Source organism: Streptomyces sp. NPDC032091 (assembly GCF_055580265.1).
The window spans coordinates 134,332-148,600 of record NZ_JBVILR010000010.1 but is presented as its reverse complement, the minus strand read 5'-3'; the positions used below and the strand labels follow the sequence as shown (position 1 = coordinate 148,600).

Here is a 14,269-nt window from a genome sequence, read left to right as displayed (position 1 = left end):
AACTTTCCCGTACGGTTCGCGTTCGAGCGCGCTAGGAAATGGCGGGCCGCGGCGGCTACGCGTACACCTCCTGGCGGGCCGAACGGCGGCGGGCGGCGAGCTGCGGGTCCAGCGCGGGCACGGCGTCGAGGAGCCGGCGGGTGTAGGGGTGCGCGGGCCGGCCGTAGACCTCGTCGACGGGGCCCTCCTCCACGATCCGGCCGGCCCGCATGACGGCGACCCGGTCGCTGACCTGCCGGACCACCGCCAGGTCGTGGGCGATGAAGACCAGGGCGATGCCCAGTTCCCGCTGGAGCTCGGCCAGCAGGGCGGCGACCTGGGCCTGGGTGGTGACGTCCAGGGCGGAGACGGGTTCGTCGCAGACGATCAGCCGGGGCCGGGGGGCCAGGGCGCGGGCGATGCCGACGCGCTGGCGCTGGCCGCCGCTGAACTCGTGCGGGTAGCGGTCGTAGTGGGAGGGCTCCAGGCCGACCCGGGTGAGGAGTTCCTCGACGCGGGCCCTGACCGCGGTCCCGTCGCGTTCCCCGGCCGCGCGGAGCGGGTCGGCGATGGACTCGCCGATGCTGCGGCGGGGGTTGAGGGAGGCGACGGGGTCCTGGAAGACCATCTGGGCACCGGGGGCGACGCCGGTGGTCCGGGCGCCGTGGTGGCGGAGCTCGCCGCTGGTGGGGGGCAGGAGGCCGACGAGGATGCGGCCGAGGGTGCTCTTGCCGCTGCCGCTCTCGCCGACGATGCCGAGGGTTTCGCCGGGGCGCACGGTGAGGGAGACGTCCTCCACGGCCGTCAGCCTGCGCCTGCCGCGGCCGAACTCCTTGTAGAGGGCCACGGCTTCGACCGCCGGGGCGTCGCCGTCGCCCGGATCCGGCTCGGCGGCGCCGGACGTGCGCGCCGCGCCGGCCGGCCGGTCGTACGGCGCGTCGAGGCGCGGCACCGCCGCCAGCAGGGCTCGGGTGTACGGGGCCCGGGGGGCGGTCAGGACCTCCCCGACCGGTCCCCGTTCCACCACCCGGCCGTCCTTCATCACCAGCAGGTCGTCCACGCTCTCCGCCGCCACGCCCACGTCGTGGGTGACGAGGAGCAGGCCCAGGCCGTGTTCCCGGCGGAGGCCGTGGAGCAGGTCGAGGATCTGGGCCTGGACGGTGACGTCGAGGGCGGTGGTCGGTTCGTCGGCGATGAGCAGGCGGGGTGCGCAGGCGAGGGCCATGGCGATGAGGGCGCGCTGGCGCATGCCGCCGCTGAACTCGTGGGGCCGGGAGCGGGCGCGGCGGGCGGCGTCCGGGATGCCGACCCGGTCGAGGACCTCGACGGCGCGGGCGCGGGCGGCCCGGCGGGTGGCGGTGGTGTGCACGCGGTACACCTCGGCGATCTGGTCGCCGATGGCGTGGTACGGGTCCAGGGAGCTGAGCGGGTCCTGGAAGACCATGGCCGCGGTCCCGCCCCGCAGGGCGCGCAGGGCGGCCGGGCCGGCGGTGGCCACGTCGGTGCCGCCGACCCGGACGGTGCCGGTCAGGCGGGCGCCCGTGCCGCGGTGCAGTCCCAGGAGGGCGGCGGCCACGGTGGACTTGCCGCTGCCGGACTCGCCGACGATGCCCAGGGCCCGGCCGGGCTCCAGGGTGAAGGAGAGCCCGTCGACGGCGCGCGCGTACGGGGCGGGGCCGCCGACGGGGAAGTCGACCGTGAGGTCGGTGACGTCCACCAGGTGCTCGGTCATGTCAGGACCACCCTTCGGTCGGCGAGGGCGTAGAGGAGGTCGGCGACGGCTCCGGCGAGGACGACGGCCGTGCCGATGGCGAGGACGACGCCCACGACGACGGGCAGGTCGACGACCCGTACGCCGTCGATGAGGGTCTTGCCGAGGCCGGGGATGCCGAAGAGGGACTCGGTGAGCACCGCGCCGCCGATCATCGTGCCGAAGTCCACGGCGCTGAGGGCGATCACGGGGGCGACGGCACCGCGCACCGCGTGCCGGGTGACGATCCTGCGCTCCCCCACCCCGTAGGCGCGGAAGGTGCGGATGTGGTCCTCGGCGAGGGTCTCCAGGGTGGAGCTGCGGGTGAGGCGGGCGTACTTGGCGCTCTCGAACACGCCGAGGGTGACCCAGGGAAGCAGCAGGTTCCAGGCCCACTGCTCGGGGTCCTCGCCGAACGGCACGTACGTCGGGAACGGCAGCCACCGGAGCTGGGCGCAGACGGCCATGAGGAGCAGCAGCCCGAGGATGAAGACGGGGGTGCCGGTGGCGGCGAGGGTCAGCACGGTCAGCAGGCGTTCGGTGACGCCGCCCCGGCGGACGGCCGAGAGGACCCCGGTGCCGACGCCGACGACGAGCCAGATCACGAGGGCGCCCAGTGCCAGCGAGAAGGTGGCGGGCAGCCGGTCCAGGAGGAGCTCGGTGACCTGGCGGTCGTTCTGGTACGAGAAGCCGAGGCAGGGGGCGTCGCAGTGCAGGACGAGTCCGGCGCCGCCGGAGTAGTCGCGGCCGGCCACCAGCCCCTGGAGGAAGTGCAGGTACTGGGTGACGGTGGAGTCGTTCAGCCCGAGCTGGGCGCGGACCTGGGCGATCTGCTGCGGGTCGCAGCGCTCCCCGCAGGCCAGGCGGGCGGGGTCGCCCGGGGCGATGTAGAAGAGGGCGTAGACGACGGCGGACAGGGCGAGCAGGACCAGCAGGGCCCCGCCGAGCCGTCTGAGCACGAAGGAGGTCACGCCGTGCGCTCCTTTCCGGTGCCGACGCGCAGGCGCGAGCCCTCGCGCGGGTCGAGGGCCGTACGGACGGCGTCGCCGAGGACGGTGAAGGCCAGCACGGTGACGAAGAGCAGGCCGGCGGGCAGCAGCACGTAGGCGGGGTCGGCGCGGAACCAGGTCTGGGCACTGGAGAGCATCTGCCCCCAGGACGGGGTGGGCGGTTTGACGCCGACCCCGAGGAAGGAGAGGGAGGCTTCGATCACCATGTTGGTCGGGACCTTGAGGGCGGCCAGGGTGATGACGGGGGCGGCCAGCGACGGCAGGAGTTCCCGGCGGGCGATCCGCACCCGGCCCCAGCCGGACAGCCGGGCGGCCTCCACGAAGTCCAGGCCGCGCAGCGAGAGGGTCTGGGCGCGGACCAGGCGGGCGGTGCCGCCCCAGTCGAGGACGCCGATGACGAGGACCAGCAGCAGCGGGCGCGGGAAGCCGGGCGGGACGACGGCGGTCAGGGCGACGGCGAGGACCAGCAGGGGCAGGGCGATCATCACGTCGGTGGCCCCGCCGATGAGGCGCCCGAGGTGGCGGTTGCCGAGGGCCGCGGTGAGTCCGGCGGTGACGCCGAGGGACACCTGGACGGCGGTGGCGCCGAGGGCGACGAGGAGGGAGACCTGTGCCCCGTACAGGAGGCGGGTGAACAGATCGCGGCCGGTGCCGGGTTCGACGCCGAGCCAGTGGTCGGCGGAGATCCCGCCGAAGGAGCCGAGGGGGACGCCGCCGCGGGCCGAGTCGACGAGGTCGTCGTGGTAGGCGTTCGGGTCCTGGCCGCTGAGGTGGGCGATCAGGGGTGCGGCGAGGGCGAGGAGGACGAGGAGGGCCAGGACGGCGGTGGCCGCGAGGGCGGACGGACGCCCGCGCAGCCACCGCCGGACCCGGCGGCCGGCGCGCGCGGCCGGGGCGGGGGCCCCGGCCGCGGGCGCCGGCCGGTCGAGGAACGTGCTCACTTGACGGCGACCTGCGAGATGTCGAGGACGCCGGTCCAGTCGCTGATGACGACGTTCTTGACGTCCTTGCCGACGAGCCGCTTGTAGACCGGGTGGAAGAGGGGGACGGCGAGGGCCTGCTCGCCGATCTTCTTGTCGAGGGCGCCCCAGCGCTTGCCGGCGGCGGCGAGGTCGGTGAGCTTGGCGATCTCGTCGATCTCGGTGTTCACGGCCGGGTCGTTGAGCTGGGCGTGGTTGTAGTTGGAGCCGTTGGTGACGATCTGGCGGCCGTCGTAGATCGGCGCGAGGAAGGGGCCGCCGGAGGGCCAGTCGGCGCCCCAGCGGGAGAGGAAGAAGCCGGGGGTGTTCTTGGCGTCCCAGCGGCGCTCGTTGAAGGCGTTGTTCTCCAGGCCTTCGAGCTTGACGGTGATGCCCGCGGCGGCGAGGGCCTGCTGGACGGCGGTGGCGATCTCGGGGCCGGTCTGGCGGTTCTGGGCGTTGGAGTGGGTGAGGGTGACGGTCAGGCCGTCGGGGAAGCCCGCCTCCTTCAGGAGCTCCTTGGCCTTGGCCGGGTCGCCGGTCTTCCCCGCCGGGAAGTGGTCGTAGGCGGTGTAGCCGAAGGCCTCGCGCTCGGGGAGGAAGGTGGTGGCCGGTTCGGCGAGGGCGGAGCCGCCGGCGGCGTTGACCACACTGGTGCGGTTGATCGCGTAGGAGATGGCCTGGCGCACCTTCGGATTGTCGAAGGGGGCCACCTTCGGGTTGAAGGCCAGGTAGTTGACGTAGCCGAAGTGGCCGGTGCCGACGCGGGAGGCGAGCTCCTTGTTGTCGCCGATCTGGGCGAGTTCGGCGGGGCCGAGGTTGGTGTCGGTGGTGACGGCGGCGGCGTCGGGGCCGGAGCTGGTGGACAGCCGCTGGTTGATGACGGCCGCGTCGAGGCCGGAGCGGACGTCGATGCGGTCCGGGTAGGCCTTGCGCTCCTCGTCGGTCTTCGGGTCCCAGTGTTCGTTGCGCTCCAGCAGCAGGGTCTCGCCGTCGCCGGTGTTCTTGACGACCTTGTAGGGGCCGGAGGAGAGGGGGTGCTCCTCGTACTTGACGCCGGTGTCCTTGGCCTTGGGGACGGGGGCGAACTGGGTCTGGGTGGCGAGGAAGGGGAACTCGCCCTCGGGCTTGCGGAGTTTGAAGACGATGGTCCTGGCGTCGGGGACCACGATGGAGTCGAGGCCCTTTCCGCCGTCCTTGTAGGGGCCCTCGTAGGTCTCCCCGCCGACGAGCCAGTCGCGCAGGTAGGGGGCGCCGCCGGAGAGTTCGGCGGCGAAAGAGCGCTCGATGCCGTACTTGATGTCGGCGGTGGTGATCGGGCTGCCGTCCTCGTACGTGAGGCCCTCCTTGAGGGTGTACGTCCACTCGGTGGCGTCGGCGTTGGGCTTGCCGAGGTCGGTGGCCAGGTCGGGGACGACCTTGGCGCCGGCCGGGCCGTCCTCGCGGTTGCGGGTGGTCAGCGTGCGGAAGACCAGCGAGGGAACGTTTCCGCCGCCCGAGGTGTAGAGGCGGGCCGGGTCGAAGTCGTTCTGCGGTTCGGCGTTGAGGACGGTGAGGGTGCCGCCCTTCTGCGGGGCGCCGGCGGCTCCGGGCTTGCCGGAGGACTGGCCGCCGGAGCCGTCCGCCGCGTCCTTGGGCCCGCACGCGGCGGCGCCCCCGGCCAGTACGAGGCTGACGGCGAGCGCGGCGACGCGGCGCGATGGGTGGGACTGACGGGACATGGCGGAGAGACCTCTCGGCGTGAAGGCGGGTGTGGAAAGGCCACGCGAGGGGCAGCACCGGAGGATGACCGGCAGCGGGAAGCGCCGGGACAAAGGGGAAGCCGCGCCTGCGGGCACAAGGGCCCGGGCGCGGCGGAACCAGGAAAGGGGGTCGCGCGCTCAGGCCGGCGTCAGCGACAGGAGATGTCGGCCACGCTGTGCGCGGCCACACCGAGGAGCGCCAGCTCTATGGCGGCGCTCGCGGGGGAGGTGTGGCGGTGCGACATGCGGAGAACAATTACCGATCATCGGACGGCTTGTCAACGAAAGAACCGGCCACTCCCCCGCACCGTGCGGTCAATTCCCGGGATATACCCAGGGGTTGGGAAGACAGTGAATGTTGTCGATGTCGAGGGATTTCGTCTGCTGCTGCATGATCGGCGCGAGGGAGCCCGGTGTGCGGCAGCTCTCGTGCCCGTGTCCCAGCCGGTGGCCGACCTCGTGGTTGATGAGCATCTGCCGGTAGGCGAACATCTGGTCGGCGCCGTAGGTCACCGACCCCTGGCCCCACCGGAAGGCGTTGATCATCACCCGCTCGGTGCTGGCGGAGTCGCAGGAGACGTTGTCGATCGTGGTGTCCAGGTCGGACTTGGCGCACCACGCCCCGGTGGTGCCGGGGCTGGCCAGGGTGACGACGAAGTCGGCCTTGCCGTCCGCTACCCGCTCGAAGGTCATCGCACCGCCGTGGCCCCAGCTGCGCGGGTCGTTGAGGGTGCGCTGGACCGCCTCGGCGAAGAGCTGCGGGTCCATGCCGAGGCCCTGCTCCACATCGACCCGGTAGCGCACGATCTTGCCCTTGCCCGGCGCCTTGGCGACGCCGGGGACGGTGTCGAAGGCGCCCGTGCCGGTGAGTCTGGCGTCGATGGGCAGCTGCTGCGCCATCCGCTGTTCGTACGTCGCCGGCTGCGCGGGCGGCGGGGAGGCGGGGGTGGGGCGGCCGTCGGAACGGGAGGCGGCCTTGCCGCCCCCGGCCCGCTGGGGGTCGTCCCCGGCGGCGCGGGCGCCGGCGGCGGCCGGGTCGCCCTCGGTGGTGACCTGGCCGGCGACGAAGACGGCGAGTGCGGCGGTGACGGCCAGGGCGGCGACGCCGGCGCAGATGCGGACCCGCGTGCCGCGGCCCCTCGCGTTCGGGCCGGCGTCGGGGGCCGCGGGCGTGCGGGGGCCGGGGACGCGGCGGTGCGAGCCGGTCGAGGTGAGGGGGTCGGGCGCGGGGGCCGGGGGCTTCCCGGTGGTGCGGAGGGACCCGGCGGCCGGGGTGTCGGCGGCCGGGGTGTCGGCGCCCTGGGCCGGAGGGGCTACGGACGCCGCGGCGCGGGGGGCCCCGCGCCAGTCGCCGTACAGGGTGGTGCGTGAGGGGTCCGCGCCCCAGGCGCCGCCGTCCTCGCGCTGCTCGGGGTGCCCGCCGGGGCGGGCCTCGGGCGGGGCGTAGCCCTGGTGGACGACCGTGGGGTCGGCGGACCGGGCGTGCGGGTCGGCGGCGTACGGGTCGGGCCGGTAGGGCTCGGGCTCGTACGGCTCGGCCGCGTAGGGCTCCGGCTCGTACAGTCCGTCCGGGCCGGTCCCGTACGGCGCCGGCGCGGGCGCCGGCTGCGGACGCTCGGGTGCGGGGGCCTTGCGACTATGTCGTCCCACGTCCTCAGCCCTTGCCGTCTGCGGTATCTCGGTCGGTCTCCCCGGTGGCGGCGTCGCGCAGCAGCTCCCGGAAGGCGGCGGCCACCACCTCGGGGTACTCCATCATCGCCACGTGCCCGGCCTCGGGCAGGCTCAGCAGCCGCGAACCCCGGAAGGCCGCGGCGGCCTTGCGCGCCATACGGTACGAGACCAGTTGGTCCCGGCCACCGTAGACCAGCAGGGTCGGCGCGAGCACGCGCTGCGCCTGGCGCCACAGCCCGTGTTGCCCGCCGAGGGTGTACGCGTCGACGATCCCGCGCGAGGAACGGCTCATCGCCTCCCAGAAGTAGGGCAGCGCCATGCGCCGCTCCATCTCCTCGACGGCGTGGGCGAAGCCTTCCGGTGTCACCCGTGAGGGGTCTCCGTAACAGAGGTCCGTCACCCCTCTGGTGCGCTGTTCCGCCGTCAGGTGCCGGGTGAGGCGCACGAAGAGCGCGGGCACGCCGGGCAGCGCCAGCAGGGCGGTGGGCACGGCCGAGCCCTGCACGCGCAGCTCGGGCAGCGCGGGCGAGACCAGCGTCAGGGTGCGCACGAGGTCGGGGCGGACCGCGGCGACGCGGGTGGAGACGGCGCCGCCCAGGGAGTTGCCGAACAGGTGCACGGGGCCGCGTCCGGCGGCGTCGAGGTGACGGATGACGGCACGGGCCAGCGCCGTGACCGAGTAGTCCCGGTCGGCGGGCGGCGCGGACCAGCCGAAGCCGGGCAGGTCGACCGCCTCGCCGTCGACGGAGTCGGCCAGCTGTTCCATCAGCGCCGACCAGTTCTGCGAGGAGCCGCCGAGCCCGTGGACGAACAGCGCGGGCGGCAGGCCCTCCCGCCGCGGCGGCCGGAAACGTACGTTCATCTCCAGGCCCGGCAGCGTGACGGTGCGCAGCCCCTCTCCGTCGGCCACTCGGACGGCTCCCACCTGGGAGGTCGGTTCGGCGGTGGACCTCACGCCCGGCAGCTCGGTCGAAGACATGGCGCCAATGTTACGAGACGATCACGCTCGCCCCCCTGCGTTCCCTTGTGTTCGCGGTCACAGGACCGCCTGGCGGCGGGCTCCCGATCCTCCTAGGCTCTTAAGAGGACGAACGAAAGGGAGGGGAGTGGAATGACTGTCGACCCTGCGGAACCGGACACCTTCCGGGACCGGTTCGCGGACCCGCTCGACGCCGAGGCTCCGGAGGCGGACGCCGCCGAGCAGCTCACCGACGTCCAGCCGCAGGAGGACGACCCGCTCACCGGCGGGTACCGGGGCGAGGCCCCGGAGGCGGACGCCGCCGAACAGGCCCGGGTGGTACCCCTGGACGAGGAGGAATACCGCTGACAGCATCTGCCAGGCGCTGACCAGCATGTCCGGGGTGTGTCCAGGCGTCCGCACAGCGAGAAAACCAGGCTTGAACCCACCAGATTCGGTTACCGAAAAGTACGATGGCGGCGCGGCGCAGAGCGCACTGTGTTCTTAGAGAAAGTGGGAGGCGGCGTGACAGCCATCGAGCAGACCGAGGCAGCGCGTCCGCGGGGTACGCGACTGCCGCGCCGTGCCCGGCGCAACCAGCTGCTGGGCGCCGCCCAGGAGGTGTTCGTCGCACAGGGTTACCACGCTGCGGCCATGGACGACATCGCCGAGCGGGCGGGCGTCAGCAAGCCGGTGCTGTACCAGCACTTCCCCGGCAAGCTCGACCTGTACCTGGCCCTGCTGGACCAGCACTGCGAGAACCTGCTGCAGGCGGTGCGCGGAGCGCTGGAGTCCACCAGCGACAACAAGCTGCGCGTGGCGGCGACGATGGACGCCTACTTCGCGTACGTCGAGGACGAGGGTGGCGCGTTCCGGCTGGTGTTCGAGTCGGACCTGACCAACGAGCCGGCGGTGCGCGAGCGGGTCGACCGCGTGTCGCTCCAGTGCGCGGAGGCCATCTCGGACGTGATCGCCGAGGACACCGGCCTGTCGAAGGACGAGTCGATGCTGCTGGCCGTGGGCCTGGGCGGGGTCTCGCAGGTCGTGGCCCGGTACTGGCTGTCGAGCGAGAGCCCGGTCGCCCGTGACACGGCGGTGGGGCTGCTGACCTCGCTCGCCTGGCGCGGCATCGCCGGTTTCCCGCTGCACGGCACGGAGGCCTGACCGGCGGCTGTTCGCTGCGAGCGTGTCCGCCGCGAGCCGACCGTGTCCCCTCACCGGGCTAATGTGGACCGCGTACGGCGCGGCTGATCGCGCGAAACCGGACCGTCGGAGGGACAAAGCCGTGGAGGTCAAGATCGGCGTGCAGCACGCACCCCGGGAGATCGTGCTGGAGAGCGGCCTGAGCGCCGAGGAGCTGGAGGGCATCATCGCCGACGCCCTGACCGGCGCCGCGCCGCTGCTGAGCCTGACCGACATCAAGGGCCGCAAGGTCCTGGTGCCGTCCGACCGTCTGGCGTACGTCGACCTCGGTGAGCCGGCGCAGCGCAAGGTCGGTTTCGGAGCGCTCTGAGGCACTGGAGTACGACTGGAACGGCCCGGCGGACACCTCCGCCGGGCCGTTTCCGTTTCTTCCGCTTCGGGTAGGACCGCAGTGACCCGGTTTGCCCTGACGCAGGGGAGTGACCAGATGATGCTGATGGAGGCCCTCGGCTCCGGTCTGCTGGGCCTCGCCCTCGCGGGCGTGGCCGTGCGCGTACTCGCCAAGCGGCTGCCCTCCACCAGAACGGTGCTGGTCAGCGGGGTGAGCGGGGCCCTGTTCGGGGCCTACCTCACGCACATGTCGCTGGGGCCGGGACACAACACCCTCTTCGCCACGCTGCTGGGCGGGCTCGGGGTGTCGGCCGTGGTCCTGTCCCTGCTGCTGCGCCCGGCCGCCGGTGGCGGCCGGGGCCCGCGCCGCCCTCCGTTTTCGCTCCCGTCGCGGAGCTGAGGGAGGGCGGCGGCCGCAGGACCCCTAGAGGACTAGGCCGCGAGGCCGAGGGCGGCCATGCGCTTGGTGTGCGCCTTGGTGATCCGGGTGAACATCTCGCCGACGGCCGCCAGGTCGAAGCCGGCCGCCATCCCGTCCACACCGCCGACCAGCATGGTGGACAGCGCGTCGCGCTCGGCCACCACCCGCTGGGCCTGCGAGAGGGCCTCGCCCATCAGGCGGCGCGCCCACAGCGCGAGCCGGCCGCCCACGCGCGGGTCGGCCTCGATCGCGGCGCGGACCTTCTCCACGGCGAAGCCGCCGTGGCCCGTGTCGTCGAGGACGCCGACGACCAGGGCGCGGGTGTCCGTGTCGAGGTGGGTGGCGACCTCGCGGTAGAAGTCGCTGGCGATCGAGTCGCCGACGTACGCCTTGACCAGGCCTTCCAGCCAGTCCGAGGGCGCGGTCTGGCGGTGGAAGTCGTCGACGCCCTTGGCGAACGGCTCCATCGCGGCGGTGGGCTCGGCGTCGATCGCCGCGAGCCGGTCGCGCAGCCGCTCGAAGTGCTGGAACTCGGCGGAGGCCATCTTCGCCAGTTCGGCCTTGTCCCCCAGGGTGGGCGCGAGCTTCGCGTCCTCCGCGAGGCGCTCGAAGGCCGCGAGCTCTCCGTACGCCAGCGCGCCGAGGAGGTCCACGACGGCGGCCCGGTACTGCGGGGAGGCGGAGGCGGTCGCCCAGTCCTGGTCGGCGATGCCCTGCGCCCCGGCCTGGGCGTCGTCGTCGGCGGGAGATGCGTTTTCAACGGTCGACATGCTCCGCACAATAGCCCGCCGAAAGGCGGGACAAGTCACCACTCCTACGTGGTCCCGGTCCGGGTAAACACGCCTACCTGGTGAATTCACCCGACACACCTGCGCGATTCCGGGGTACAGTGGTAATGCGCCTGCCGGATACTCGGCGGGCCATCCGAATGAGGATGCCCGGTCGGTGGCCCGATCGGCTCCACCCGACCGCCCTCGGCGCGGGGAGTACGCCCATGCGTACCGCCTCCACGAGGGGCCCCCTCAGCGGCATGAGCGCCTGAGCGATGGCAGTGGTCCCGCGCAGCTTCGTACGACCCGCCCCACCCCGGGCGGGCGCAGTACCGCAAGCCCGGCACGGTAGGACCCCCCTCGCCGCCTCGCGCCGCGTCTCACAGAAGAGGCAGCACCCTGACTACGTTCCGAGAACTCGGGATCTTCCCCGAGACCGCCGAAGCCCTTGAGGCCGTCGGCATCGTGTCCCCCTTCCCGATCCAGGAGATGACCCTCCCCGTCGCCCTTTCCGGCACGGACGTCATCGGCCAGGCCAAGACCGGAACCGGCAAGACGCTCGGTTTCGGCCTTCCGCTGCTGGAGCGGGTCGTCGTCCCCGCGGACGTCGAGGCCGGCCGGGCCACGCCCGAGCAGCTGACCGACGCCCCGCAGGCCCTCGTGGTGGTTCCGACCCGCGAGCTGTGCACCCAGGTCACCAACGACCTGCTGACCGCGGGCAAGGTCCGCAACGTCCGCGTCCTCGCCATATACGGCGGCCGCGCGTACGAGCCCCAGGTCGAGGCGCTCCAGAAGGGCGTCGACGTGATCGTCGGCACCCCGGGCCGCCTGCTGGACCTGGCCGGGCAGAAGAAGCTCGACCTGTCCCGCGTCAAGGCCCTCGTCCTCGACGAGGCCGACGAGATGCTCGACCTGGGCTTCCTGCCCGACGTCGAGAAGATCATGAACCTGCTGCCGGCCAAGCGGCAGACGATGCTGTTCTCGGCGACCATGCCGGGCGCGGTCATCGGTCTGGCCCGCCGCTACATGTCGCAGCCGACGCACATCCGCGCCGTCTCCGAGGACGGCGAGGGCGCGACCGTCGCCAACATCAAGCAGCACGTCTTCCGCGCGCACAACATGGACAAGCCGGAGCTCGTCTCCCGCATCCTCCAGGCCGACGGCCGCGGGCTGGCGATGATCTTCTGCCGTACCAAGCGCACGGCCGCCGACATCGCCGAGCAGCTGGAGCGGCGCGGCTTCGCCTCCGGCGCCGTCCACGGCGACCTGGGCCAGGGCGCCCGCGAGCAGGCGCTGCGCGCGTTCCGCAACGGCAAGGTCGACGTGCTGGTGTGCACCGACGTCGCCGCGCGCGGCATCGACGTCGAGGGCGTGACCCACGTCATCAACTACCAGACGCCCGAGGACGAGAAGACCTTCCTGCACCGCGTGGGCCGCACCGGCCGCGCGGGCAACAAGGGCACCGCCGTCACCCTGGTCGACTGGGACGACATCCCGCGCTGGCAGCTGATCAACAAGGCGCTGGAGCTGGACTTCCACGACCCGGTCGAGACGTACTCCACCTCCCCGCACCTCTACGAGGAGCTGGGCATCCCGGCCGGCACCAAGGGCATCCTGCCGCGCGCCGAGCGCACGCGGGCCGGCCTGAAGGCCGAGGAGCTGGAGGACCTGGGCGAGACCGGCGGGCGCGGTGGCCGTGGCGGCCGCGGCGCGGCCCCGGTGGCCGAGGAGCGTCCCGCCCGGACCCCGCGCCAGCGCCGCCGCACCCGTGGCGGTACGGACCTGGGCGCCGAGGCCGAGACCGTGGCCGCTCCGGCGTCCCCGGCCGCCGAGGCCCCGGCGGGTGAGGAAGCGCGCCGCCCGCGCCGCCGCCGCACCCGGCTGACGGCCGCGGCCGTCGCCGCGGTGAACGAGGCCGAGGCGCCGGTGGCCGAGGCCGCCGTCGTCGAGGCTCCGGCCGCGGTCGTGGCCCCGGTCGTCGAGGCTGCGGTTCCGGTCGTGGCCGAGGAGGCGACGGTGGTCAAGCCGCGTCGCAGCCGGACCCGCAAGGCGGCGGCTCCGGCCGTCGAGGTGCCGTTCGCGGAGGCCGTCGTGGTGGAGGCCCCCGTGGCCGAGGCCCCGGCCGTCGCCGAGGAGGCGCCGGCGAAGCCCAAGCGCACCCGGACCCGTAAGGCCGCCGCCGTCGCGGAGGCCCCGGTGGAGGCCCCCGCGGCCGCCGCTCCGGTCGCGGACGCTTCGGCTCCGGTCCGGCCGCGCCGGGTCCCGACCCGCAAGGCCGCCCCGACCCCGATCCCGGCCGTGGTCATCGACGAGGCGCCCGTCGCGCCCCGCCGCCGGACCCGCAAGGTGACCACCCCGGACTCCGAGCCGCAGTTCCAGATCGCCCCGCCGACCGAGCCGGCCCGCACGACGCGCCGCTTCCGCTAGGCACCGCCGCTGAGGCGAACGGCCCCGGCCCCCCGTATCGGGGGGCCGGGGCCGTCCTCGTACCCGCGCCCGGCCGCGGTCTACGGGCCGGTAACCTCGGGCCATGAGCAAGCCGCCGCGCCTCACCCTGCCCCCCGCCGCCCGCGCGTACCGCCTGGACACCTCCCGCGGCGAGTTCGCCGTCCACGAGGCGGGCGAGCCGGTGCTCGGTACCGCCCTGCTGGTCCCCGGGTTCACGGGCAGCAAGGAGGACTTCATCGCCCTGCTGGAGCCCCTGGCCGCCGCCGGTTTCCGGGTGGTCGCCGTCGACGGGCGCGGGCAGTACGAGAGCCCCGGCCCGCGCGAGGAGTCCGCGTACGAGCTCCACGAGCTGGCCCTGGACCTCCTGGCCCAGGCCGGGGCACTGGGTGCTTCCGGCCCCCTCCACCTGGTGGGCCACTCCCTCGGCGGGCTGATCTCCCGCGCGGCGGTGCTCCGCGACGCCTCCCCCTTCGCCTCCCTCACCCTGATGAGCAGCGGCCCCGCCGCGATCGCGGAGGAGCAGCAGGCCCGCACGAAGCTGCTGGTGGCGGCTCTGGAGGCGATGCGCGAGGACATGCCGGCCATCTGGGAGGCGATGCGGGCCCAGGACCCGGCGGACGCCGTCCCCGACTCCCCCGAGCTGGCCACGTTCCTGCGCGCACGCTGGCTGGCCACCGTCCCCGAGCAGCTGATCACCACCGGCCGGGTCCTCGTCTCGGAGCCGGACCGGGTGGCGGAGCTGGCGGAGGTGCCGCTGCCGAAGCTGGTGCTGTCCGGGGTGGTCGACTACGCCTGGCCGGTCCCCCTCATGGACGAGATGGCCGTCCGCCTCGGCGCCTCACGGGTCGTGATCGAAGGTGCCGAACACTCCCCCAACGCGGAGAGCCCGCAGCTCACAGCGGGTTCTCTAGCCACCTTCTGGCGATCCTTGACCACGCAGTAGTTAGCTAAGGAAAAAATTTCCTTAGCGTAGGGAATGTTTCTGGAGCGCTCCTGGTTGACCCCTGTGCAAGGAGAACACCGACGAA

General features: G+C 73.4%; 14 protein-coding genes. 6 read left to right on the top strand and 8 right to left on the bottom strand.

Annotation, left to right across the window (positions count from 1 at the left end; genetic code table 11):
* Window positions 1-55: 55 nt before the first annotated feature.
* From ACZ5NJ_RS18575 to ACZ5NJ_RS18545, 7 genes are all read right to left on the bottom strand, one after another.
* Window positions 56-1,711 carry a dipeptide ABC transporter ATP-binding protein gene (locus tag ACZ5NJ_RS18575; RefSeq protein ID WP_468766106.1) on the bottom strand — a complete coding sequence of 552 codons (1,656 nt, stop codon included), beginning with the start codon at window positions 1,709-1,711 and terminating at the stop codon, window positions 56-58.
* Window positions 1,708-2,700, bottom strand: a complete 993-nt coding sequence (locus ACZ5NJ_RS18570; protein ID WP_468766105.1) for an ABC transporter permease — start codon at window positions 2,698-2,700, stop codon at window positions 1,708-1,710. Before ACZ5NJ_RS18570 ends, ACZ5NJ_RS18575 begins: the two co-directional genes overlap by 4 nt.
* Window positions 2,697-3,680, bottom strand: a complete 984-nt coding sequence (locus ACZ5NJ_RS18565) for an ABC transporter permease (RefSeq protein ID WP_468766104.1) — start codon at window positions 3,678-3,680, stop codon at window positions 2,697-2,699. The genes ACZ5NJ_RS18570 and ACZ5NJ_RS18565 overlap by 4 nt, the downstream gene beginning before the upstream one ends.
* Window positions 3,677-5,419, bottom strand: coding sequence for an ABC transporter substrate-binding protein (locus tag ACZ5NJ_RS18560; protein ID WP_468766102.1), 1,743 nt, complete (start codon window positions 5,417-5,419; stop codon window positions 3,677-3,679). Before ACZ5NJ_RS18560 ends, ACZ5NJ_RS18565 begins: the two co-directional genes overlap by 4 nt.
* A 170-nt stretch (window positions 5,420-5,589) precedes the next feature.
* Complete coding sequence (locus ACZ5NJ_RS18555; protein ID WP_468766101.1) at window positions 5,590-5,685, bottom strand: Ms4533A family Cys-rich leader peptide; 96 nt, start codon at window positions 5,683-5,685, stop codon at window positions 5,590-5,592.
* Between the two features lie 70 nt (window positions 5,686-5,755).
* Complete coding sequence (locus ACZ5NJ_RS18550; protein ID WP_468766100.1) at window positions 5,756-7,090, bottom strand: DUF3152 domain-containing protein; 1,335 nt, start codon at window positions 7,088-7,090, stop codon at window positions 5,756-5,758.
* Between the two features lie 4 nt (window positions 7,091-7,094).
* Entirely contained in the window at window positions 7,095-8,090 is a 996-nt protein-coding gene (locus ACZ5NJ_RS18545; protein ID WP_468766099.1) for an alpha/beta fold hydrolase, read from the bottom strand.
* Window positions 8,091-8,222: 132 nt separating this feature from the next.
* On the opposite strand from ACZ5NJ_RS18545, the gene ACZ5NJ_RS18540 reads away from it, so the two are divergent.
* The 4 genes from ACZ5NJ_RS18540 (at window position 8,223) to ACZ5NJ_RS18525 (ending at window position 10,002) form a co-directional block, all read left to right on the top strand.
* Complete coding sequence (locus tag ACZ5NJ_RS18540; RefSeq protein WP_468766098.1) at window positions 8,223-8,438, top strand: hypothetical protein; 216 nt, start codon at window positions 8,223-8,225, stop codon at window positions 8,436-8,438.
* A gap of 156 nt (window positions 8,439-8,594) precedes the next feature.
* On the top strand, window positions 8,595-9,233 hold the full coding sequence (locus tag ACZ5NJ_RS18535; RefSeq protein ID WP_007266374.1) for a TetR/AcrR family transcriptional regulator: 639 nt from the start codon (window positions 8,595-8,597) through the stop codon (window positions 9,231-9,233).
* A 121-nt stretch (window positions 9,234-9,354) separates the two neighbouring features.
* Window positions 9,355-9,582, top strand: coding sequence for a DUF3107 domain-containing protein (locus ACZ5NJ_RS18530; RefSeq protein ID WP_468766097.1), 228 nt, complete (start codon window positions 9,355-9,357; stop codon window positions 9,580-9,582).
* 117 nt (window positions 9,583-9,699) lie between these two features.
* A complete protein-coding gene (locus ACZ5NJ_RS18525) occupies window positions 9,700-10,002 on the top strand; it encodes a hypothetical protein (RefSeq protein ID WP_468766096.1) in 303 nt (100 codons plus the stop codon).
* Between the two features lie 32 nt (window positions 10,003-10,034).
* Here ACZ5NJ_RS18525 and ACZ5NJ_RS18520 read toward each other — a convergent pair whose 3' ends face one another.
* Window positions 10,035-10,793: a ferritin-like fold-containing protein gene (locus ACZ5NJ_RS18520; RefSeq protein ID WP_468766095.1), complete on the bottom strand. Its 759-nt coding sequence runs from the start codon at window positions 10,791-10,793 to the stop codon at window positions 10,035-10,037.
* A gap of 465 nt (window positions 10,794-11,258) precedes the next feature.
* Between ACZ5NJ_RS18520 and ACZ5NJ_RS18515 the strand changes: the two genes are divergently transcribed.
* Together ACZ5NJ_RS18515 and ACZ5NJ_RS18510 are read left to right on the top strand one after the other, a co-directional pair.
* On the top strand, window positions 11,259-13,220 hold the full coding sequence (locus tag ACZ5NJ_RS18515) for a DEAD/DEAH box helicase (protein ID WP_468766094.1): 1,962 nt from the start codon (window positions 11,259-11,261) through the stop codon (window positions 13,218-13,220).
* A gap of 103 nt (window positions 13,221-13,323) precedes the next feature.
* Complete coding sequence (locus tag ACZ5NJ_RS18510) at window positions 13,324-14,184, top strand: alpha/beta fold hydrolase (protein ID WP_468766093.1); 861 nt, start codon at window positions 13,324-13,326, stop codon at window positions 14,182-14,184.
* Window positions 14,185-14,269: the final 85 nt, after the last annotated feature.

Bases quoted from the DNA above. Each gene is read 5' to 3' on its own strand.
- ACZ5NJ_RS18575 (WP_468766106.1), bottom strand. From the start codon at position 1,711: ATGACCGAGCACCTGGTGGACGTCACCGACCTCACGGTCGACTTCCCC.
- ACZ5NJ_RS18560 (WP_468766102.1), bottom strand. From the start codon at position 5,419: ATGTCCCGTCAGTCCCACCCATCGCGCCGCGTCGCCGCGCTCGCCGTC.
- ACZ5NJ_RS18555 (WP_468766101.1), bottom strand. From the start codon at position 5,685: ATGTCGCACCGCCACACCTCCCCCGCGAGCGCCGCCATAGAGCTGGCG.
- ACZ5NJ_RS18545 (WP_468766099.1), bottom strand. From the start codon at position 8,090: ATGTCTTCGACCGAGCTGCCGGGCGTGAGGTCCACCGCCGAACCGACC.
- ACZ5NJ_RS18540 (WP_468766098.1), top strand. From the start codon at position 8,223: ATGACTGTCGACCCTGCGGAACCGGACACCTTCCGGGACCGGTTCGCG.
- ACZ5NJ_RS18525 (WP_468766096.1), top strand. From the start codon at position 9,700: ATGATGCTGATGGAGGCCCTCGGCTCCGGTCTGCTGGGCCTCGCCCTC.
- ACZ5NJ_RS18520 (WP_468766095.1), bottom strand. From the start codon at position 10,793: ATGTCGACCGTTGAAAACGCATCTCCCGCCGACGACGACGCCCAGGCC.
- ACZ5NJ_RS18510 (WP_468766093.1), top strand. From the start codon at position 13,324: ATGAGCAAGCCGCCGCGCCTCACCCTGCCCCCCGCCGCCCGCGCGTAC.